Consider the following 20,167-nt stretch of genomic DNA (forward strand, 5'->3'; position numbering starts at 1 on the left):
CGATGCAGGACTGAGTGTGCGCGAGCCCAGATCGGCGCGTGCCGGCACGGAGGCTCGCGCGGCTCCGCGTGGGTGGGGCGTGCCGGCGCGCTCGCCGTCGCGCTGGGGATCGGTGCAGCCGTGGTGTCCATGCCATGCCTGGCATTTGCTGACACCGGCGGCTCCGACGGCGCCGGCTCGACGACACAGAGTGCATCAACACCCACCCGGTCGCGCACAGCGAACGCTGTCCATGACAGCGGCACATCACGCGACGAGGCCCGCTCTGCGCGGCGACAAGCCCTCACACCAGTGGCCCCCCGGCACATCGATCACCGAGTGACCGCACGCGAGGCTCGCGATAGCGACGTCGAGAAGGAGCCGCGAGGGCGCGACAGGACGGAGAGGATCGCATCGAGCGTGGTCACCGACGCGCCGCCGCCGCCTGCCGAGTCGACACGACCGACCACCCGGGTACGGATGTGGTTGTCGGATCGACAGACAAGGGCACAGTCCCGGTCCGTGGGAGATGAACCGGTCTCACCGGCGGCGGTCCCGCTGGTGTGGGGCGCCGCACTGACAGCACGTCGTGAGGCGTTGGCAGACAAGATCGGACTGTTCGGCGCGAGTGTCCAGCGGATGAGCCTGCAGCTGCAGGCGGCGGTGAAGGGCAGTAAGACGAGTTCGACGATCACCGTGGGCTTCCCTCAGGGCACGACGTACGTGACCGAGGGGAACAGCGGACCTCAGGTCCAGCTCGTGACAGTCCAGTTGTCTGGTGCGTCCAAGACCGCGGTCACCGTCCACTACACCGTGTCCGGCTACACCGGGACCGGATATCGGGCAACGGCGGGCGAGGACTTCGTCGCCGCCTCGGGGTCAGTCGTGTTCGCGCCGGGACAGACGTCAGCGACGATCCCGATCACGGTCATCGGAGACACGAAGTACGAGCCGGACGAGATCGTCCGCGTCGAACTGACCAGCGCGGTCGGGGCGCTGATCGTCCGGACCGCGGGTCAACTGCTCGGTCAGAGCAACGTCGTCATCGCCGACGACGATCCGGCGTCCGGCATCGGGATGACGCTGCACCTGCGCGGCGCCGATGCGGCGACCGTCAAGAAAGAGTTCGACCTGATGGCGGAGATGGGCGTGACATGGGTGCGCATCGACATCGATTGGTCGGCGGTCCAGTCGACGAAGCGCCGCCTGGATTGGGCGCAGACCGATCTGCTGGTCAACGAGGCGGTCGCTCATCAGATGAACGTCCTCGTGATGCTCGGCTTCACCCCGGCGTGGGCGCGGTCGTCGGCGACACAGTCGCTGGCGGAGCCGACCCATGCCCGGCCCACCGATCTGGCCGACTTCGCGAAGTTCGCTCAGCTGGCCGCGCAGCGGTACGCGCCGTTGGGGGTGAGTTCCTGGGAGGTCTGGAACGAACCGAACACCGCCAAGTTCTGGCCCACCATGCCCGACGCCGATGAATACGGTCGAGTTTTCCGGGCAGCCGCGACAGCCATCCGTGGGGTCGACCCGCGCGCGACGCTTCTCATCGGCGGTCTCAGCCCCCAGTACGACGGGGCGGTCAGCGAAACTCCTCCCGTGACGTACCTGGAACAGCTGTACGCCAACGGGACCGCGCAGCTCGCCGATGCGATCGCCGTGCACCCGTACAGCTACCCGTACCTGCCGATGGATCCTGCCCAACCGCAGGAGGGCGGCTTCTACGACCTGCCCGCGCTGCAGGCCGTCATGGCCAGCCACGCTGACGGCGGCAAGCAGGTCTGGATCACCGAATTCGGCGCGCCCACGGGGACGAGTGTCAACGCCGTCTCCGAGGACCAGCAGGCGGCGATCATGCTGCAGGCTCGCGACCAGGTCGCGCTGTGGAACTGGGCCGGGCCGCTGATGTACTACGAATTGGTCGACGGCGGAACGAGTCCTGCCGACGCTGAGCAGAACTTCGGCGTACTGCGGGCCGACCTTTCGCTCAAGGCTGCCGCCCGGGCACTGATGGACGCGGTGACGGTTCGGCTGTGAGCCAGGCGCCTTTGCGCATCACCGCACTCACCGAGAGCTGCTCATCGAGCACCACCAGGTCGGCGGCTGATCCCGCGGCGAGTTCGGGGCTGGGTAGCCCGAGTGCGGCGGCTGGATTCACCGACGTCTGCGTCACCGCCGCCTGCAGGGCTTCGTCGCGCGGAACATTGCTGTGGAGAACAGCACAGCGGAGCACCTGGTCCATCGTCGCCGTACTGCCCGCGATGGTGTCGCTGCCCGCCACCCGCGCGACCCCGCCGACCACGTCGACCGCCAGCGGGCCGAGGTCGTAGCGGCCGTCCGCCATGCCGGTCGCCGCCATCGCATCGGTGATCAACGAGATACGTTCTGGCCCAACAGTTTGCGACACCAGTCGATAGATGGCGGGCGCGAGGTGCACCCCGTCGGTGATCAGTTCCACCGTGACTCGCTCGTCTTCGAGCAGCGCCGCGACCGGACCCGGTTCCCGGCGATCGAGCGGCCGCATCGCGTTGAACAGATGAGTGGCCACCGTCGCCCCGGCGTCGATCGCGGCCCGAGTCTGCGCGTAGGTCGCCTCGGTGTGTCCGACCGCGGTGATCACCCCCGCTGCGGTGAGTCGTTCGATCGCGGCGATCGCCCCGGCGCGTTCGGGGGCCAGGGTGACCATCCGAATCGTGCCGTCGCCGGCCTCGAGAACGGCGTTGATCTCCGCGGGCTCGGGATCCCGCATCAGCGCCGGCTGATGGGCGCCGCAGCGCTGCGGAGACAGCCACGGACCTTCCAGGTGTATCCCGTCGATCAGTCCGGACCGGACGTCGCGCGCCAACGCGGTCACCTGGCGGAGCAGATCATCGGGAGCGGCGGTCACCAGCGATGCGATCAGCGTGGTGGTGCCGCGGCGGCGGTGTGTGGCGACTGCGGTGGCGGTCTGTTCGGAATCGGCGGCGGTGAAATTCGCCCCGCCACCGCCGTGCAGGTGGGTGTCGACGAACCCCGGCACGACACTCACCGCGCCGAGGTCACGGTCGACCGGCGCGGGCGCGTCACCCTCGCCGAGCGTGCCGATCGAATTGCCGACGACCTCAATCCACCCTGGCCGCAACGACTTTCGACCGGTGAGGACGGTATCGGCGCGCAGCAGCACCTCAGATGCCCTGCCAGTCGGGCTTGCTGCGATACGTCTCGCGGTAGTAGTCGACCAGCTGGAGCCGCCGCGCGGCCGCGTCATCGAGCAGCACGGTGACGTGCGGATGGTGCTGCAACACGGTCGCAGGCCACATCGCACTGACGGGTCCTTCCACCAGGTGGTGCACGGCCTCGGCTTTACCTCGCCCCGTCGCGACCAGCACGATGTGGCGCGCTTCGGAGATGGTGCCCAAACCCTGCGTCAGACAGTGCGTGGGTACCGCGTCGACGTCGTCGTCGAAGAAGCGGGCGTTGTCGATGCGGGTCTGCCGGGTCAGTGTCTTGATCCGGGTGCGCGAGGCCAGCGACGACCCGGGCTCGTTGAACCCGATGTGCCCGTCGGTGCCGATCCCGAGGATCTGCAGGTCCACCCCGCCCGCGGCGCGGATCGCATCCTCATAGACCGCACACGCCGCCGGGATGTCAGCGGCCAGGCCGTCGGGGCCCTGCACCGCACCATCGGCGAAATCGACCCGGGAGGCGAACACCGCGTCGATCACGGTGCGGTAGCGCTCGGGGTGATCGGCTGGTAGACCGACGTATTCATCGAGGGTGAAACCTCGGGCCTGCCGGAACGACAGCTCGCCCGCCTCGTACCGGGACACCAGCTCGTCGTAGATGCTCAAGGGGGAGGACCCGGTGGCCAATCCGAGAACTGCATCCGGTTTCCGGTTCAGCAGTGCGCTCACCGCGTCGGCAGCGATCCGGCCGATATCGGTGCGATCCTGCAGGACAACGACTTCCATCAGCCACCGGCCGTGAAGAGGCCGTCGCCCGAGCTGAGCACCGCGCCTTCGAGAACGGCCTCGTCCGGGGTGATGTTGCCGGGCTCACGCTCGTCCATCACCACCACCGGCACAATCGGATTCAAGCCCTTGGCGACGATCGCGGGCACGTCGTAGGTCGTCACCGTCTGTCCCGCGGTCACCTCGTCACCCTGGCTGACATGGGTCGTGAAACCCTCACCGTCGAGCGCCACGGTGTCCAGCCCGAGGTGCACCAGCACACCCACGTTGTCGGCCGTCATGATCACGTAGGCGTGCGGCATCAGCTTGAGCACCTTGCCGGCCACCGGAGCCACCGCCTCGATCACCTCGTGCGGCGGGTCCACCGCGGCGCCGTAGCCGACCATGCCCGCCGAGAACACCGGATCGGGGACATCGGCGAGCGGGACGGCGCGGCCCGCAACGGGGGCGAGGACGGATGTGGTGCTCACAGGCGCAACTCCTTTTGTCGATCGGATGAAAGCCGATCGCACCCAGAATAGGCTTGCAGAACTTGCGCACGGGCACGAAACCGGCGAGAAGGAAGGCTGACCTGTGACGGATCGATCTGCGAAACCACAAGAAGCGCAGAAGAAATCAGGTATGCGGATACCCGGATTCGCCCAGTTGCAGCGGCTGGGGAAGAGCCTCATGCTGCCCATCGCCGTGCTGCCCGCCGCGGGCATCCTGCTGCGGCTCGGGCAACCGGACCTGCTGGGACGGATCGAGGTCCCAGTCATCGGGGCCTTCTTCAAGGCGATGAGTGCGGCCGGCGACGCCCTGTTCACCAACTTGCCGCTGCTGTTCGCCGTCGGTGTCGCCATCGGTTTCGCGAAGAAGGCCGACGGTTCGACCGCGCTGTCTGCCGTCGTCGGCTACCTCGTGGTGCAGGCAGTCTTCAAGACCATGTCGCCGATCGTGCTGGCCGGCGAGGTCGACAAATCCGGTGAGCAGGCGTTGATCAACTACAGCGTGTTCGCCGGCATCGTGGTCGGGTTGCTGACGGCCTGGCTGTTCGATCGCTACCACACGATCGAATTGCCCTCGTATCTCGGCTTCTTCGGTGGCAGACGCTTCGTCCCGATCGTCGTATCACTGGCGTGTCTGTTCCTCGCGTTCGCGATGAGCTACTTCTATCCCATCTTCGATGCGGGTCTGACCGGCCTCGGCGAATTCATCGGTGGGTCGGGAGCAATCGGCGCGTTTGTCTACGGCTTCGCCAACCGCATGCTGATTCCCCTGGGGCTGCACCACATTCCGAACTCCTACATCTGGTTCCTCTACGGCGACTATCAGACACCGGGCGGGGAGAACGTCACCGGTGAGCTCACCCGCTTCGCCGCAGGGGACCCGACCGCGGGCATTCTCACGTCCGGCTTCTACCCGATCCTGATGTTCGGGCTGCCCGCTGCGGCGCTGGCGATGATCCACGTCGCGAACAAGAAGCAGCGCAAGGTGGCGGTCGGCATCCTGTCGGCAGCCGCCCTGACCGCGTTCCTCACCGGGGTGACCGAACCGCTGGAATTCGCGTTCATGTTCGTCGCGTTCCCGCTCTACGTCATCCACGCCGTCCTGACCGGCCTGTCGTTGGCGATCGCCTACCTGCTCGACATCCACCTGGGGTTCTCGTTCTCCGCCGGACTGATCGACCTGCTGCTCTACGGCACGGCGCCGGCCGCGAAGAACATCCCGCTGCTGATCGGCATGGGTGTGGTGTTCTTCGTCGTCTACTACCTGCTGTTCCGGTTCGCCATCACGAAGTTCAACATGCGCACCCCGGGACGTGAGCCGGACGCCGAGTTCGAGGCTGAGGAGCAGGCGAACCTCGAGGCGGGTGCGGACGCAGCGCCTTCTTCTGCGGGCGCGACAGCGGTCGCTGCGCCGGCCCAGACGAAGGCGGAGGAGCTGATCGCGGCGTTCGGCGGTCGCGAGAACCTGGTCAACGTCGACGCGTGCATCACGCGGCTGCGGATGGAGGTCGCCGACAAGTCGAAGGTCGATCAGGGGCGTCTGAAAGCGCTCGGCGCGGCGGGCGTCATCGAGGTGGGCAACAACGTGCAGGCAGTGTTCGGCACTCAATCCGAAGTGCTGAAGAACGACATCCGGGATGCGCTCTAGTGTCGCTGTAGGTCAGCTGACCTTCTGCAGCTGGAACGGGCTCTGGGTGACGATGCCGCCCGCGCATCCGAAGTTCGAATCCGACGAGACGACGCCCGCGAGAGTCACCGGGTCTACCGACATCGCCACGACGGCGGGTTCGTAGTGGCCGTCGTCGCAGGTGAGTCCGCCCGGCTTGGACACGGTGAAGTCCCAGTGACCGTCGGTGAACGTGGTGGGGGCGGTCCAGCCCTGGTTGCTGGACACCGTGCCGGTGCACCCGGCGGGGCTGCAACTGGTGGCGATGGTCCAGACGTTGTACGGATCGCCGTCGGTGGAGCCGTAGGTTCCGTTGAGTAGCGGCGGATCGGCGGTCGCGTTGCCGGCGAGGGTCAGGGCGGCCACCGCCGGTGCGGCGACGAGGGCGATGATGCGGAAAGCCTTGCGGGCGGACTTTGCCATAGTCTTCGCAATGTACGGCCTGGTCAGGGTCGGAAGCGGTAGGCGGATTCTGTTGTGGCCGTTGTGTCGCCGAACCGAGATCTGATGCAGTGCCGGACCGCCCCGCGCGGCGATCCGGCACCGCTGGGATCAGAGCGGAATCCAGAGTCCGAAGAACCAGAATCCCCATGCGTGGAATCCGGGGTCGAAAACCGGTGTCACCCGATGTCCCCAGTAGTCGAAGGGCGCGGGCGGCGGCCCCCACGGCGGAGGCAGCGGACCGTGCGGCGGGGGCGGCGGTGGCGGACCCCAGCCCCACGGCGCCGGGCCACCGCTCCACGGCGGCGGATGCCCTCGCCACCCGGGACCTTCCGGCGGACCCCAGTCAGGCGGTGGAGGGGGCGGACCGGGAGGTGCCTGCCAGCCGGGCCCGCCGGGCGGTGGAGGGGGCGGCGCAGGTGGCCCGTGCCAGCCGGGACCAGGCCCTGGTCCACCCGGCTGCGCCATCGCCGGTGCGGCACCCAGGCCGAGGACGGCAGCGCCGATCCCTGCGGTCACCGCAGCGCACGTGATGAACGATCTCGCCTTCATCGACTGCTCCTTAGTCTCGAGCTCCCCGACGCCTCCGCGAGGGTAGGGACGGAGTTTGGACGCGGGCTGGGGGAACACTGCGGACCGGCTGACGCCCGGGGGATGGCAGGCAGCCGAACTCCGTAGCGCGGTGTGTGACCAGCAAGATGTGGAAGGCTTCGGAACGGAATCGACGGATTCTGGTGAGCGTGAGGGGTCGATCGATGTCATACGAGGTAGCCGATGACGCCTTGCGACTGAGGCAGCTCATTGATCGATTGCCGTCGATGGTCGCCTACTGGGACGCCAACCTGTGCAACGTGATCGCCAACAACGCCCATGCGCAGTTCTTCGCGAGGACTCCGGCGGAGATTCGTGGTCGCCACATCTTCGAGTTGTTGGTCGGCGATCTCGGTGAGACCAGCCGACCGTACGTCGAGGCCGCGATGAACGGTCGCGACCAGGTCTTCGAGAAGACGCTCACCGACGGGAACGGCCTCACCCGGCACGTTCAGGCGTCCTATCTGCCAGATCTCGTCGACGGTGCGGTGCAGGGCCTCTATGTCGAGGTCGCCGACGTCACGGCGCGCGTCGAGGCCGAGCGAGCTCGGGACGAGGCGCAACGGCTGCTGCACATCAGCAGAGAGAACGCGCCTTTCGGCGAGGCGATGTTCACGACGACTGGAGACGCGCTCTACGCCAATCCTTCGCTGTGTCGGATGTTCGGACTCCCACGCGGGGAAGACGCAGTGGCGCTGAACTATCTCGACGGCATCCATCCCGACGATCGCGATGCCGCAGAGCAGGAGTGGCGTCAGCTCGTCGAACGTTCTGCGCCGCAGATTTCCGCGGAGTTCCGATATGTGCGTCGGGACGGCGCCACGATCTGGGTCCAGTGCCACGCGGTACTCGTCGCCGCCGCCCACGGCGGTGCCGACGTCGTGCTGAGCCAGTACCAGGACGTCACCGACCGCAAGTTGGTCGACGCCGAGTTCGCCCGGCTTGCGGTGACCGACCAATTGACCGGCCTGCACAACAGGCATTCGCTGGTGGCCCGGATCGCCGAATGCCGGGAAGAGCAGCCGCATTCGCCCGTCGGAGTCGTGTTCGCCGACCTCGACGGATTCAAACGCATCAATGACACTCACGGCCACGCTGCCGGCGACGCGGTGCTGCAGGCCGCGGCACGTCGACTCGCCGATGCGGTGGCGCCCCACTCGGCGTATCGCCTGGGTGGGGACGAGTTCGTGGTCTTGATGATCGACTCCGTCACCGACGACCTCGTTGCGCAGCTGGCCTCGCTCGTCGCTGCCTCGCTGAGCGGGAGTCATCAGCTCGACAGCGGTGAGGTGAGTGTCACCGCATCGGTGGGGTGGACGTGCAATGTGCCCAGCGACATTACCGAACTGATCCGCGCAGCGGATCTCGACATGTATCGACACAAGGCGAAGCGCAGGACGCTTCCCGAAGAGTTGTGAGACGCGAATTCCGCCGTGAGAAAGCCTGATCCGTGACTTCCAGAATCGACACCCGCGCTGCGGACCGCTGGTTTCTGGACCGGGGCCTGCCGTCGGTACTCACGCCGCGCGGGCGGTTCACTGCGGTGTGGCCCCGCTCGGCGCCGGCGCTGGCGGCCGTTGCGGTGCTGGCAGTGAGCAGGCTGGTGGTCTACTGGCTCACCGGCGATCGGTACGTCTCCATCGACTCGATCGACGTGACCACCGTCGAGCGAGTGGTGCTCGTGGTGCTCGCGCTCGCGGTCCCGGTGGCGGCGATCGCAGGCTGGCGGACTGCTCGCCTGAACGCCGACCGGTCCCAGTCCATCGTCTCGGCCGTCGCGTCCGTCGTGGCCATCGTCTGCGACGTCCTGCAGCGTGACGTGCTGTCGCTGGTCTCGACCGGCGGCATCATCGTCGCGATCCTGGCGTTGACGGTCACCGGCGTCGGTTCGGTGCTCGGCTGGGCGACCCGCCTCACATGGGCGCAGCTGCGCGCTGTCGGCGCGCTGATGATCGGTGTGCTGCCGGTGGTTCTGCTGATCGTGCTCGTCTTCTTCAACACCTACGTGTGGATCATGTCGGCCACCATCACGCCGAAGCGCCTTTGGCTTCTGGTGGCGATCCTGGTGACGATCGCGGTGACGTTCGTGGTGTCGCGCACGATCGAGCGGGCGAGGCCGACGCTGGAGTCGGCCAGTGCGTCGGCGCGCCATCTGGAGCGATTGGCGGGGACGCCGTTCGAGCAGATGGCTGACCCGCCGCGCGCCGACCCGCTGACCCGGGGCGAGCGATGGAACGAGGTCTTCATTCTCGCGGCCAGTCAGATCGCGCAGATTCTGACGGTGTCGCTGGTGTCGTCCGGCGTGTTCTTCGTGATCGGGCTGGTGGTGCTCAGTCCCGAGTTGCTCGAGCGGTGGGCCCATGGCGGTCGGCCCGATGCGGAGATCTTCGGCATGCTGGTTCCCGTGCCGCAGGCCTTGCTGAACATGACGGTGTTCCTGGCTGCGCTGACGTTCATGTACATCTCGGCACGTGTGGTGAGCGACTCGGAGTACCGGGGAACCTTTCTCGAGCCGCTGATCGACGACCTGAAGCTGACGATGGTTGCTCGCAGTCGCTATCGATACAACTGCCCGGCGAGCGTGTCACACGAGTGAGAGGGCAGCGCTCCTTCTCGTTGAACTCAGATTCAAAAATGTTCTAGGGTGGTGTCCGCCGGAGACGCACCGGGTGTGTCGCGGCGGAAGGAGGCGCAGAGCCGTGAGTCGCCACCATCTCGTCGATACCGACTACGTCGTCGTCGGTGCCGGGTCGGCCGGGTCGATCATCGCTTCACGCTTGGCGTCTGCGGGCGCGACCGTCGTGATCGTCGAAGCAGGAGGCACCGATCGACGCCCCGACGTCTATCTCCCGTTCGGGATGGCGTCCCTGTTCGCGACCGCGAACTGGAAGTACCCGACCGCGCCGGACCCGAGCAAGGGAGGGCACCGCACAGCGTTCGCCGCGGGTCGCGTCGTGGGCGGTAGCGGTTCCATCAATGCGATGGTGTTCAACCGCGGACGCGCAGCGGACTTCGACGGGTGGGCTGCTGCCGGGGCAACCGGCTGGTCCTACGCCGATGTGCTGCCGCACTTCCGGTCCCTCGAGCGCTGGGTGGGCGGTTCCGACGACTTTCGTGGCGAGTCCGGTCCCATCGGAGTGTCCTGGTGCGGGCACGACCATGAACTCGACGCGGCGTTCGTCGCCGCGGCCAACGAGGGCGGACACGAGCACAACCCGGATCAGAACGGCCGCAGCCAGATCGGCGTCGCCCGGTGCCAGGTCAATCAGTGGCGCGGCCTCCGGTTCTCCTCAGCGCGTGGATACCTCAGAGGACTCCCCGAGGAACAACGCCCCCGGGTGATGACACGGACACGAGCCACCCGCGTGGTGGTCGAGTCAGGCAGAGCAGTTGCGGTCGAGTGCGACCGCGGGACGGTGCGAGCTCGCGAGGCCGTGATCCTCAGTGCCGGTGCGATAGGGACGCCGGCACTGCTGCTCAGATCGGGTATCGGGCCAGGCGGCGCAGTGCTCGATCTTCCCGGGGTCGGCGAGAACTTCCAGGACCACCTCGTGGTCAACCAGCATTGGGAATCCAGGGTTCCCACCCTCAACACCCTCGGTCCGGTGGCCGCCGCGCGGGGGCTCGCTTCGCTCGCCCGGCACGGCACCGGCCCGATGACGACGACTCCTTTCGAGGCGCAGTTGTTCACCGACGAGTTGCAGGTGGCGATCACCCCCGTCCGATACTTCCTCGACGCCGTCCGCGGTCGGGCCGCCATCAAGCGTCGGGACGCGTTCAGCGTGTTCACGGTGTTGCTGCACCCCGAGGCTCGCGGACGTGTCAGCGTCAGAGGCGATACTCCCGTCGTCGAAATGTCCCGGCTGGCAGAACACTCGGACGTGACGAAACTGATGGATGGTGCCGCGATGACCCGCGACCTCATCGAGAACCAACCGGCGATGAAGGGTCTGGTGGGATCGCGCATGGAGGAGCCCGCCATCAACGACCGCGACTGGCTGACCGAGACGGAGAGCAGCATCTGGCACGCTGTCGGAACGTGCCGCATGGGCCTGGACGAAAAGTCGGTCGTGGACCCCCAGCTGCGGGTGCACGGTATCGACGGGCTGCGCGTCGTGGATGCGTCGGTGATGCCGACCATCACTTCGGGGAACACGAACGCGCCGACGATGATGATCGCGCACCGCGCCGCAGAGTTGATGCTGCAGAGGTGATCTCGGTGGCCTAGACGATGTTGATGTGGTCCAGCACGGTGGCGGCATAACCCTCGTCCCCGGAGACGTCGACTGCGCGGCCCTGCCACTCGCAGCGTTTCGTCGCCCACTCGGGAAATTCACTGACTGCAGCCGTGATTCGGGTGTCTGTGCGCTGAGAGTTCGCGATGCGCACTCCTTCGCGGCCGATCGTCCAGGCTCCACCGCCTGCGCCCCGCAGCTCCAGTGTGATCGGGCGTGTCAGCCACGACGGCTGCGCCGAGTTCAGCTGGTTGTGGAGCACCGCCAGCATCCATTCGACGACGACGCCCATGCGGTTGGCATCTGTGCCCGGATCGGGAAGGTCGAGTGCCGGCAGGATGTCGTGGCGCAGATGCGTGTGGTGATCGAAAGTCATCGCCCCGCCCAGGAGAAGTGCGGCGGGAAAGCTGCCGAGCTCGGCGAGCGGCATCGGTGCGCGGGCAAGCGGGGTACGGGAGATGGCACCTGCCAGTGTCGCCACCCGCGCGCTCCACACCCGATACTCCGTCACGACATCTGCGGTGTTCCAGGACCGGCGCTGCGCCACGAAATCGTCATTGGTGGTCTCGATGTCCTTGCTGCGTAACACCTTCAGCGCCGATGGTGTGAAAATGGAATGGCAGCCGGAACCCACGTGCGCGACGACGTCACGAACGCTCCACCCGGGAGCCTTGCTCGCCGCCTGCCACTGCGACTCGTCGAGGCGTTCGCAGACCTCTAGAAGGGCGGCGCGCTCGGCGCGCAGCGCTGCAGCGCGGTCGGGCCGGTTCGACGCGAGACGTGGCCTGCTCATGTGTCCAAGACTGCGCGGTCAGGGTCACGTTGTGCAAGAGATTGAAATCTAATTAAAAAAAGGTAGTGTTGTCAGTCACACCGCCGATCGGCGACGTCTGGTCGCCAAGGAGCTGACATGACGACCGCCAACCTGCAATTGCCGGGCATAGCGGCCAGACTCGCGATCAACGTGGCTCGTGAGCGGTTCTGGCCAGGACGGGTGAGGACGCTCGACGACGTTCCGCACACGGCCGAGGCCGTGACGACGGAGTGGCTCACCGCAGTCCTGTGCCGCGACGCACCGGGCGCAGCGGTGGTGTCCTGCGACGTCGTGGGAGGTTCCGACGGAACGAGCTCCCGACGTGCCCTTCAGGTCGGCTACAACGCCGAAGGTGAGCGGGCGGGTCTTCCCACGCGCCTGTTCACCAAGTGCGCGTCCAGCTTTCAGTCCCGTCTGATGCTGGTGGCGGGAGGGGTGACCGAAAGCGAGACGATCTTCTACCGGGATGTCCGCCCGCAGCTGACCAAGCTCCGAAGCCCACGGGCGTTCCACGCCGCCTTCGACCCCCACACCTATCGGTCGTTCGTCATCATGGACGATCTCGCGGCCGAAGGTTGGACGTTCCCCGACCCGATGGGTGACTCGATCAGCCGACGCGATGCCGAGGACATGGTCGATCAGATGGCGTACTACCACGCGGCATTCTGGAACGACCCGCGTCTGACCACGCAGCTGGGCAGGCTGGCCGACACCGAGGTGTTCCAGAAGCGCTTGAACGGCGTCGGACTGCTCGGTGCGGCCCGTCGAGGTCTCGATCGAATCGAATCGGTGACCCCGCCGGCCGTCTTCCGCCGCCGGGAGGAGTTGATCCCCACGACGATGCGTGCCTTGCGCCTCAACGCGCGCGGCGTACCGACGCTGCTGCACCAGGATGTGCATCAAGGAAATTGGCTGCGTGACCCCGACGGTCGGATGGGACTCTACGACTGGCAGGCCGTTGCCAGGGGCGAATGGGCCCTCGATTACGCGTACGCCATGTCGGTGAACCTCGCCATCGAAGATCGACGGGCGTGGGAGCGCGAGCTGCTCGAGCGTTACCTGCAGCGCCTCGGCGAGGAGGGTGTCGCGCAACCGCCGACTTTCGACGAGGCCTGGCTGGCATACCGCCAACAGCCCTTCCACGTGGTGATCTTCAGCCTGCTCACCATCGGAGCCGGCCGCTTCCAGCCGGTCATGCAACCTGTCGACTACATGGAGCGGTGCTGGGAGAGGATAGCGACCTTCATCGACGACCACGAGTCGCTCGACGCTGTCAACTGAGTCGGCTCACCAGTTTTCTGTTCTCCGATCATCTGCTCGCCGGGCGCGATGTCGTGAACACCCGCACCGGAGCCGGCGGGTCGCTCAGGAGTGCCGGCAGCACAAAGGTCCGCAGGTAGCGGCGCGTCGTCTGCGGATCGGTGGAATTCGGGACGACCCCCATGAGCAACGTGATCGCAGTGGTGACAAGGAATTGCGCGAGATCGTCGGGTCGCAAGCCGTCGCGTAGTCCGTCGCGGTCGACGTCGAGCGAACTGACGAACACGGAGATCAGCTCGGTCAGCGAACGGTCGTTGGCGATCAACTGCGCGATGGTGCCGTCTTCGGTGTGCTCCGACAAGGTCTGCAGCAGAGGGTCCTCGACGAGCTCCGCCGCGACGATGACGAGACTCTCCACCAGCATGTCGGCCAGGCTCGCACCCTCGGGGAGACGGGCCCCGATCTCCTGCTGATGCCCCCGCGTCTTGCGGGCCACCAGCTCTTCGAGCAGGCGCTGGCGATTCGGGAAATGGCGGTACATCGCGGCGCGGGAATAGCCGGCCTCGCGTGCGATGAGCTCCATGGTGGAGGCCTGGAACCCGCGCGCCAAGATCGAGCGCTCCGCAGCGTCCATCAAGACAGTGCGGGCCTGGTCGGCGGAGTTGCCCCCGCCAACAGGACGTCCTCGTGCTCGGCGCGGCGGTGCCGCAGCGGCGGCGTCGGGGGGTCTTCTCATTCTGGCAGTCCTCGGGACGACCCTATGCCGGACGCTCTTGCGGTGTCGAGGTCGCCGATCTATAAATAAACAAATCAATTTGAGTGTCTATTTAGGGGAATGGCTGTGAAGCGACGGACTGCAACGGCGGTGACGCTCGGTGTGCTGGCCGCACCGATCTCGGCCGCGTTGTTCCTGGGCATGGGAATCGCTGCGGCGGAACCGGATTCGGGCGGCAGTCAGGCCACGGTGAGTGCGCCCACGGAACCGGGGCCGCGTGTCGAGGCTTCCCCGCGCGTCCGTCGAGCCGAGCGCTCGGACACCGAGCAACGCCGTCCTCGATGGCTGACACCTCGCCATACGCGCGTCGAAGACACGGACGCGGCCGAGACCCCGAAAGCCGCGCCGCGGCGCGCACCTCGCGAGGCGCGGCACACGTCGCCGCGCACCGGCGCACCCGCGAACGAGACAGCACCGAACACGGCCGATGACCGGTTCGTCGCGGTGGATGCTCCGCCCGAAGCTGCCGGACGCCTGACCGTGCGGGAGAGGCTCGTCGACCGCGTGACTCCGCGGGAACGCATGGCTGAGCGGGCCACGACCCGGGCGGTGACGACGCCGCCGCCGGCGCCGGAGGCCGTACCGTCCGTCGCGACCCGGGTGCAGATCGATGACGACGGGCCGGTGCCGGCACCCGGGCGGCGCGCCGGACTGCTCAACGTCGTCGGATCGCTGGTGCTCAACACCCTCGTGGGGCTGATCCACCTCGCCGACGGGCCGCCCGTTCTGCCACCGAACAGCACCGTCACCGTGCGGACGTCGAGCTTGACGCTGCCCATTGGCGCGGGCCGCTCGGTGCAGGCCGACTGGTACTTCCCCGAGGACGCCGACGCCTCGACACGGCTGATCTACTTCCAGCACGGATTCCTCGCCAGCGGACCGATCTACAGCTACACGATCGCGCGCCTCGCCGAGCGCACCGACAGCATCGTCGTGGCGCCGTCACTGTCGTCGAACTTCTTCTCGCCGTCGGCGGAGTGGGTGGGCGGCTCGACCGTGCAGCGCGCTGTCGCTGAGCTGTTCGTCGGCGATCGCGCGGCACTCACTCAAAGTGCTTCCTCCGCAGCCGGATACGAGATCGTCCTGCCGCAGAAGTTCATACTCGTCGGACACTCGGCAGGCGGCACACTGGTCACCAGTGTCGCCGGCTTCCTCGTCGACAATGGCGCGATCGCCGACCTCCAAGGCATTGTCATGCTCGACGGTGTCGAACCCGCCGGATCTCCGTTCGTCAACAACGCCCTGTCCAAGCTCCGCGGAGAGAACTACCGGCCGATCTACCTCATCTCGTCGGATCGCTACTTCTGGAGCCGCAACGGCGACATGGCCGACAAGCTCCAACTCGCCCGGCCTGACGACTTCAACGGGGTCCACCTCGTCGGCGGCCGGCATATCGATTACATGCTGGGCGGCAACAAGATCATCCAATTCGTCGAATACCTCACGGCCGGCTTCTCGCAGCCGCAGAACATCGTAGCCGCCGAGATCCTCACCGCCGGTTGGGTCAACGACCTGTTCTCCGGGACGCCATCGCAAGGAATCTACGGTTCACCCGGGCAGGACATCCCGATCCCGACGCCGGCGGGCACCGCCGACGCCGTGGTCCTGCCGCTGGGCTATCCCGCGCGCCCCGTGTGGAATCCCGTGCTGGAGGCTGCACTGACCGCGATCTTCGACTTCGGTGGCCGCAACTGGTTCGTGTACGAGCCACTACCAGGGCACGAGGTGCCGGTCAGAAAAGCGCTGTCGCCGTGGTCATCTCGGTAGCCTGCCGTGCACCCGGCTGGCGAGTCTTGGTGATGATGCCCCGCACGCCGCTGGCTTTGGCCTGGGCCTTCAGAGCCTGGTACTCGTCGGGGGTGACGACGGGGTCGCGGCTGAGGATGAATCCGCTTCGACCGGTGGGGTCGGTGACGATCGCGTACTCGTAGTCGTCACCGAGGTCGACGATCCAGTAGTTGCCGGGGGCCTTGTTGGACGGCGGCCCGAAGAAGGTGACGTTCAACTTGGCGTTGGTGTCGTCCACCGGAGAGGCCGTGCCGTTGATCGTCGACTTCGGCCCCTTGTCGAAGAAGTAGTTGCCGGAGTTGACGACCTTGATGGTGCCGTCGTCGTTGAGGCTGTACTCGGCCGTGGTGTTGACCAGACCGACCGAGAAGAACTGCTTCACGCTGCCGACCTCGTACCAGGTGCCGAGGTACTGGTCGACGTCGACTGACGGCACGGTCGTAGGTGGTGTCCGCACCGCGGTCGGACGGGAGGCGGCGCCGGTGAGCGTAGCCAACGCGTTGGCGAGAGGACCGTTCGAGGGTTCCGACGGTGCCGAATCGTCGGCTGATGTCGGACGGGAATTGTTTTGCCGCAACGGTTTTGTCTCCGTCGCGGAACCGTCCGATGTCTTCCTGGCGGCCGCGCGCTCGGCCCGTCGTTCAGCCCGATCGCTCGCGCGTTCGGTCTGCTTGGCGGCTCTGTCGGCACGCCGCGCGTCTCGACGGTCTTTCGCCGTGGACGCGCGCTCGGTGGACTGGCTCGCGCCGTGGGCGGAATCTGTGCCACCGGTGTCCGCGGCGGCGGTTCCCGCTCCGAGGCCGAGGGCCAGACTCGCACCCGCGGCGCAGGTGACAAGGGACAGCTGCCAGCGGTGGTGCGTGATCATGATCAGGGCTGTAACCACCGGCGTACCGCGACAAACGGTTGTGACGACGACGTCAGAACTCGCTGCGGTTCACGTCTCACACGGAGCCGGTGAGATGTACAGCGCGTGCTCAAGAGCTCGCTCGCTCGATCCGGTGCCCCAAGTCGTCTAGTTCGTCGAGCACGAGGCTGGCTCCCCATACCTGATCTCGTTTTCGGTCAGTCAATGGGCGTAGAACGCCGGTGTCGTGCAGTCGTTTCATTGCAGCGAATACGCTGCTTCGAGGTGCATCGACACGTGCTGCGACGTCGTCGGACGAAAGGATCGGCATCGACGGCAAAAGCAGGAGTAGTTTGTCGGCCGCGCTGTGCCGCCTGATCGGTCCGACCATACTTCGCCACTCATCTGGTATCTCAGTCAGACGCTCTGCAGTAATGCGTGATTCGGCGGCAGCAGTCTTCGATGAGTTCGCGAATGTGACGATCAGCGGGCGTAGGTCGCCGGCGCGGTATGTGTTGAGCGCGCCGAAGTAGCGCTCGCGGTGAGCAACAAGCGCCGACGCCAGCGGAACGACGAGGCGCGTCGTTGCTCCCCTCCGCCTGAAGATTGTGTTGATGAGTGCGCGGCCGATGCGGCCGTTACCGTCGGTGAAAGGGTGGATCGATTCGAACTGTGCATGCGCGATGGCGGCCTGAATCAGAACAGGAATGTCGGTTCGGTTCGCGAACTCCATCAGGTCGTCCATGTACGCGTGCACTGTGTCTGGCGGTGGCGGAACGTACAGCGCGTCTCGCGGCGAGTGGTCGCTTCCGCCGATCGAGTTCTGGACAGTCCTCAGTTGACCAGCATGCTGCCCCTCTGTCGGATCGTCTCGCATCAGCGCCTCGTGTGCGCGCAGGATCGCCGACATCTGTACGGGGACATCTCGATTGACGCTCGCGATCATTTCGTTCAGGGCGGTGGTCGCCGCCGCCATCGAGATCGCGCTCGAATGCCTCTTCCGCCGTGCACTGCGCGCGCGTAGTCGTCCAAGCTCGCTTCGACGCGCTCGATTTTCGAAGACGCCACCGCCTCTGTTCGAAGTAGGAGAGTGCTGAGCGCTGCGAGGTGGGGTCCGTGCGTGCTGTCGAGTCGAGAGATCTCGCTCATGGCGGCTTCGAGTTGGACAGCGATATCCGCGTCGATGGTGGCGTCGGTTTTGGCGATGTAGGGGGGAAGCGACACTGTTACGGACCGAAGAGCCCTGTCCTCGCGGGTACCACACCCCTTTGGGTTTGTGACTACGGGCGTCGCTCTTCGGTGTGGCTCGGCCACGCGTCGACGGGTTGCATAGACGTCTCCTAACTCGGATCAGCGCTAGCGTTAGTCCGACTTGAAGTAATAAATCGGACTTTGGAGCGTATTAGTCCGACTTATGAGAGCGACATCCGCGGCTTGCCGACTACTTCGCAGCGCACCCGCGTGCGGACCGAGACGCCGCCGCAGATGCGGAAATCAGCAGACCACTGAAGCGAAAACGCAGGGTGGCAACCGCGGACAATGCGGGAGCAAACGCGGCGCTCTACCGCGGAGAATGGACAGGCAACATGTTTCAATGCGATGTTCGTGGAGCCGATGACGGGAATCGAACCCGCGTATTCAGCTTGGGAAGCTGCCTCGCGACTATCCTCGCTGATTGGAAGGCATCAATAGTTGGTCGTTAGGCCGTGAGTCGGTGCAGTTCAGCGTCACTTTCCGGCGAGCATCGCTGACCTATTGCCACCCCTTGGCAGATGCCTGTCGCCCCCTCTTCACGGTCATTAGACGGTCAGTCGCAGCAAACAGGAGCAGTCGATGTTCGTTCCGGTATGTACCGATACCCCGCCAGGAGTAGACAGTGGCTTGCATCCGCCGGCGTCAATCTTCGGCGGCGACCGGACCAGCAGTGACCCGTTCGAGTAGGCCTCAAGCGGGTCGGCACAAGCCGTGCGGGCCGCATTCTGTTGCGCAGTGGCCGCCAACCCCCGGTGCCGCTAGTTGATTCTGACCTCCCACTCCGGAGAACCCACGTTTGAAGGGCGCTACGCCCGGCTAGTTCCGCGATTTGAAGTCGTCAGGCAGTTGTCCACGGCGAAGCAAAGCCCGCCCGGCGGCGAGGGTTGAGTGAATCATGGGCGCGGTCGTGGGAATCGACGATTCGCCCCGGCGGCGAACAATGCTGATGAAGCTTCCTTCAGTCCGTCCATCGACGATGGCGCCGTGCACGAGAAACGGCTTGAGCTCCTCCGGTTGTGGCGGTATGTCGATCAGAATCACTACGCTGTCACCGACCTCAACAGCCTCGATCGAAAGATGATCAGGCGGCGGGAACAACCGATTTTCCACTGTCTGTTGATAGCGCCGGAGCGTGTGTCCGTCCAACGGAACTGGGCACACCTTTTTTATCATCTCGCCGCCGGGAACCTTCTTGGAAGACATTCCAATGATGACCAATCCGCCCAGTTCGGCGTTCGCAAATCTGGCGACCGCCTGCGCCAAAGCGATCTGACCGGACACGGCAGATTGATCGTAATGCTGTTGTTTGACTTCGAGCCAGTGGCCTTCCTGCTGCCCTACTAGAACGTCGATGTGGCCGGCGCGAACGAGGTCGCGGGCAACTTCCCGAGTTAACTGCTTGGTCTCGAGTGCCTCTGCAAGCGCAATGGCGTGCTTTCCGATCTCATAGAGATCAACCAGCGCTCTGTTGCGCGTGCTGACGATCATCTCTGCACGCCATAGCCAGGGTGGACCCAGGTAGTGGTCGTCGCGCTCTAGCGTGTGCAGTGACATGCGGCTGCGGGCGAGAAGTGGTTGAAATACATCGGCTAGGTTCGCGCGATCCTCGGGTTCGTCGATCCACGTGTCCAGCATGAAGCTGATCGACAACGCCAACGAACTGTCAACCAAAGAGAACGAGACCGGTTGAACAACACTTTCTTCTTCGTCAAAGTAGTTCTCCACAACGTCGCTGAGCAGCAGCGTGGGGCTACCAAACCCCGAGCGTTGCTCTGCACGCATCACCCGTTGCAGCTCAGTGGCCGAGCAGCCGTCTATATCAGCGACTCGGGCGACGATGTCGCCTGCACCGTTATCCCGCCTCAACCGTTCGCCGAAATACCAGCCGTCTTCGTCCGGCGCTCGTTTGATCTGCTTTGATCGGCCCTTAGGTGGCTCGGTTCCCACCGACTGATTCTCGCAGCCTCAAGCGCGACCGCCTTTCGTGACAACAGCGCCGAACGGCTGGCGATCAGTACCTGGCCGAAGGCGCAGCCTGTCGATTGCTAACGAGAAGTGATCCGGCGACCGGCTGGGGCC

Annotated in this window: 17 protein-coding genes; 7 read left to right on the plus strand and 10 right to left on the minus strand. The window is 65.9% G+C overall.

Annotated features, from left to right (window positions below; all coding sequences use genetic code 11):
- The first annotated feature begins 501 nt into the window (after window positions 1-501).
- Window positions 502-2,016, plus strand: a complete 1,515-nt coding sequence (locus ACZ50N_RS01955; RefSeq protein ID WP_464474486.1) for a cellulase family glycosylhydrolase — start codon at window positions 502-504, stop codon at window positions 2,014-2,016.
- Here ACZ50N_RS01955 and nagA read toward each other — a convergent pair.
- From nagA to ACZ50N_RS01970, 3 genes are read right to left on the minus strand one after another with little or no spacing between them, the layout of a single operon-like run.
- On the minus strand, window positions 1,967-3,142 hold the full coding sequence (nagA, locus tag ACZ50N_RS01960) for an N-acetylglucosamine-6-phosphate deacetylase (RefSeq protein WP_464474487.1): 1,176 nt from the start codon (window positions 3,140-3,142) through the stop codon (window positions 1,967-1,969). The genes ACZ50N_RS01955 and nagA overlap by 50 nt on opposite strands.
- Before the next feature lies 1 nt (window position 3,143).
- Window positions 3,144-3,929, minus strand: a complete 786-nt coding sequence (gene nagB, locus ACZ50N_RS01965; protein ID WP_464474488.1) for a glucosamine-6-phosphate deaminase — start codon at window positions 3,927-3,929, stop codon at window positions 3,144-3,146.
- Window positions 3,929-4,399, minus strand: coding sequence for a PTS sugar transporter subunit IIA (locus ACZ50N_RS01970; RefSeq protein ID WP_046365955.1), 471 nt, complete (start codon window positions 4,397-4,399; stop codon window positions 3,929-3,931). The genes nagB and ACZ50N_RS01970 overlap by 1 nt, the downstream gene beginning before the upstream one ends.
- A 151-nt stretch (window positions 4,400-4,550) precedes the next feature.
- Between ACZ50N_RS01970 and ACZ50N_RS01975 the strand changes: the two genes are divergently transcribed.
- Complete coding sequence (locus tag ACZ50N_RS01975; RefSeq protein ID WP_046365956.1) at window positions 4,551-6,065, plus strand: PTS transporter subunit EIIC; 1,515 nt, start codon at window positions 4,551-4,553, stop codon at window positions 6,063-6,065.
- 12 nt (window positions 6,066-6,077) lie between these two features.
- Here the strand turns inward: ACZ50N_RS01975 and ACZ50N_RS01980 are convergent, their stop codons facing one another.
- A complete protein-coding gene (locus ACZ50N_RS01980; RefSeq protein ID WP_464474489.1) occupies window positions 6,078-6,506 on the minus strand; it encodes a hypothetical protein in 429 nt (142 codons plus the stop codon).
- Window positions 6,507-6,635: 129 nt separating this feature from the next.
- A complete protein-coding gene (locus ACZ50N_RS01985; RefSeq protein ID WP_464474490.1) occupies window positions 6,636-7,076 on the minus strand; it encodes a hypothetical protein in 441 nt (146 codons plus the stop codon).
- Between the two features lie 203 nt (window positions 7,077-7,279).
- On the opposite strand from ACZ50N_RS01985, the gene ACZ50N_RS01990 reads away from it, so the two are divergent.
- The 3 genes from ACZ50N_RS01990 to ACZ50N_RS02000 all read left to right on the plus strand — a co-directional run bounded on the left by ACZ50N_RS01990 (window position 7,280) and on the right by ACZ50N_RS02000 (window position 11,329).
- A complete protein-coding gene (locus ACZ50N_RS01990; protein WP_464474491.1) occupies window positions 7,280-8,533 on the plus strand; it encodes a diguanylate cyclase in 1,254 nt (417 codons plus the stop codon).
- 32 nt (window positions 8,534-8,565) lie between these two features.
- Window positions 8,566-9,711 carry a hypothetical protein gene (locus tag ACZ50N_RS01995; RefSeq protein WP_052765300.1) on the plus strand — a complete coding sequence of 382 codons (1,146 nt, stop codon included), beginning with the start codon at window positions 8,566-8,568 and terminating at the stop codon, window positions 9,709-9,711.
- Between the two features lie 103 nt (window positions 9,712-9,814).
- Complete coding sequence (locus ACZ50N_RS02000; protein WP_464474492.1) at window positions 9,815-11,329, plus strand: GMC family oxidoreductase; 1,515 nt, start codon at window positions 9,815-9,817, stop codon at window positions 11,327-11,329.
- A gap of 10 nt (window positions 11,330-11,339) precedes the next feature.
- On the opposite strand, the gene ACZ50N_RS02005 is transcribed toward ACZ50N_RS02000, so the two are convergent.
- Window positions 11,340-12,143 (minus strand): maleylpyruvate isomerase N-terminal domain-containing protein, encoded by an 804-nt coding sequence (locus ACZ50N_RS02005; RefSeq protein ID WP_464474493.1) that lies wholly within the window; start codon window positions 12,141-12,143, stop codon window positions 11,340-11,342.
- Between the two features lie 117 nt (window positions 12,144-12,260).
- Here ACZ50N_RS02005 and ACZ50N_RS02010 point away from each other — a divergent pair, with 117 nt between their 5' ends.
- Entirely contained in the window at window positions 12,261-13,445 is a 1,185-nt protein-coding gene (locus ACZ50N_RS02010; protein WP_133412915.1) for a phosphotransferase, read from the plus strand.
- 28 nt (window positions 13,446-13,473) lie between these two features.
- Here the strand turns inward: ACZ50N_RS02010 and ACZ50N_RS02015 are convergent, their stop codons facing one another.
- A complete protein-coding gene (locus ACZ50N_RS02015; protein ID WP_464474494.1) occupies window positions 13,474-14,160 on the minus strand; it encodes a TetR/AcrR family transcriptional regulator in 687 nt (228 codons plus the stop codon).
- 105 nt (window positions 14,161-14,265) lie between these two features.
- Between ACZ50N_RS02015 and ACZ50N_RS02020 the strand changes: the two genes are divergently transcribed.
- The gene (locus ACZ50N_RS02020) at window positions 14,266-15,966 is read left to right on the plus strand and encodes an alpha/beta hydrolase family protein (protein WP_464474495.1); all 1,701 of its coding nucleotides are present in this window, start codon (window positions 14,266-14,268) and stop codon (window positions 15,964-15,966) included.
- Here ACZ50N_RS02020 and ACZ50N_RS02025 read toward each other — a convergent pair.
- The 3 genes from ACZ50N_RS02025 to ACZ50N_RS02035 all read right to left on the minus strand — a co-directional run bounded on the left by ACZ50N_RS02025 (window position 15,932) and on the right by ACZ50N_RS02035 (window position 20,035).
- The gene (locus ACZ50N_RS02025; protein ID WP_464474496.1) at window positions 15,932-16,423 is read right to left on the minus strand and encodes a lipocalin family protein; all 492 of its coding nucleotides are present in this window, start codon (window positions 16,421-16,423) and stop codon (window positions 15,932-15,934) included. The two genes, ACZ50N_RS02020 and ACZ50N_RS02025, sit on opposite strands and share 35 nt — an antisense overlap.
- A gap of 541 nt (window positions 16,424-16,964) precedes the next feature.
- On the minus strand, window positions 16,965-17,810 hold the full coding sequence (locus ACZ50N_RS02030) for a Fic family protein (protein ID WP_464474497.1): 846 nt from the start codon (window positions 17,808-17,810) through the stop codon (window positions 16,965-16,967).
- 1,094 nt (window positions 17,811-18,904) lie between these two features.
- Window positions 18,905-20,035, minus strand: a complete 1,131-nt coding sequence (locus ACZ50N_RS02035; protein WP_464474498.1) for an RNA-binding domain-containing protein — start codon at window positions 20,033-20,035, stop codon at window positions 18,905-18,907.
- Window positions 20,036-20,167: the final 132 nt, after the last annotated feature.

Source organism: Mycolicibacterium obuense (assembly GCF_055397605.1).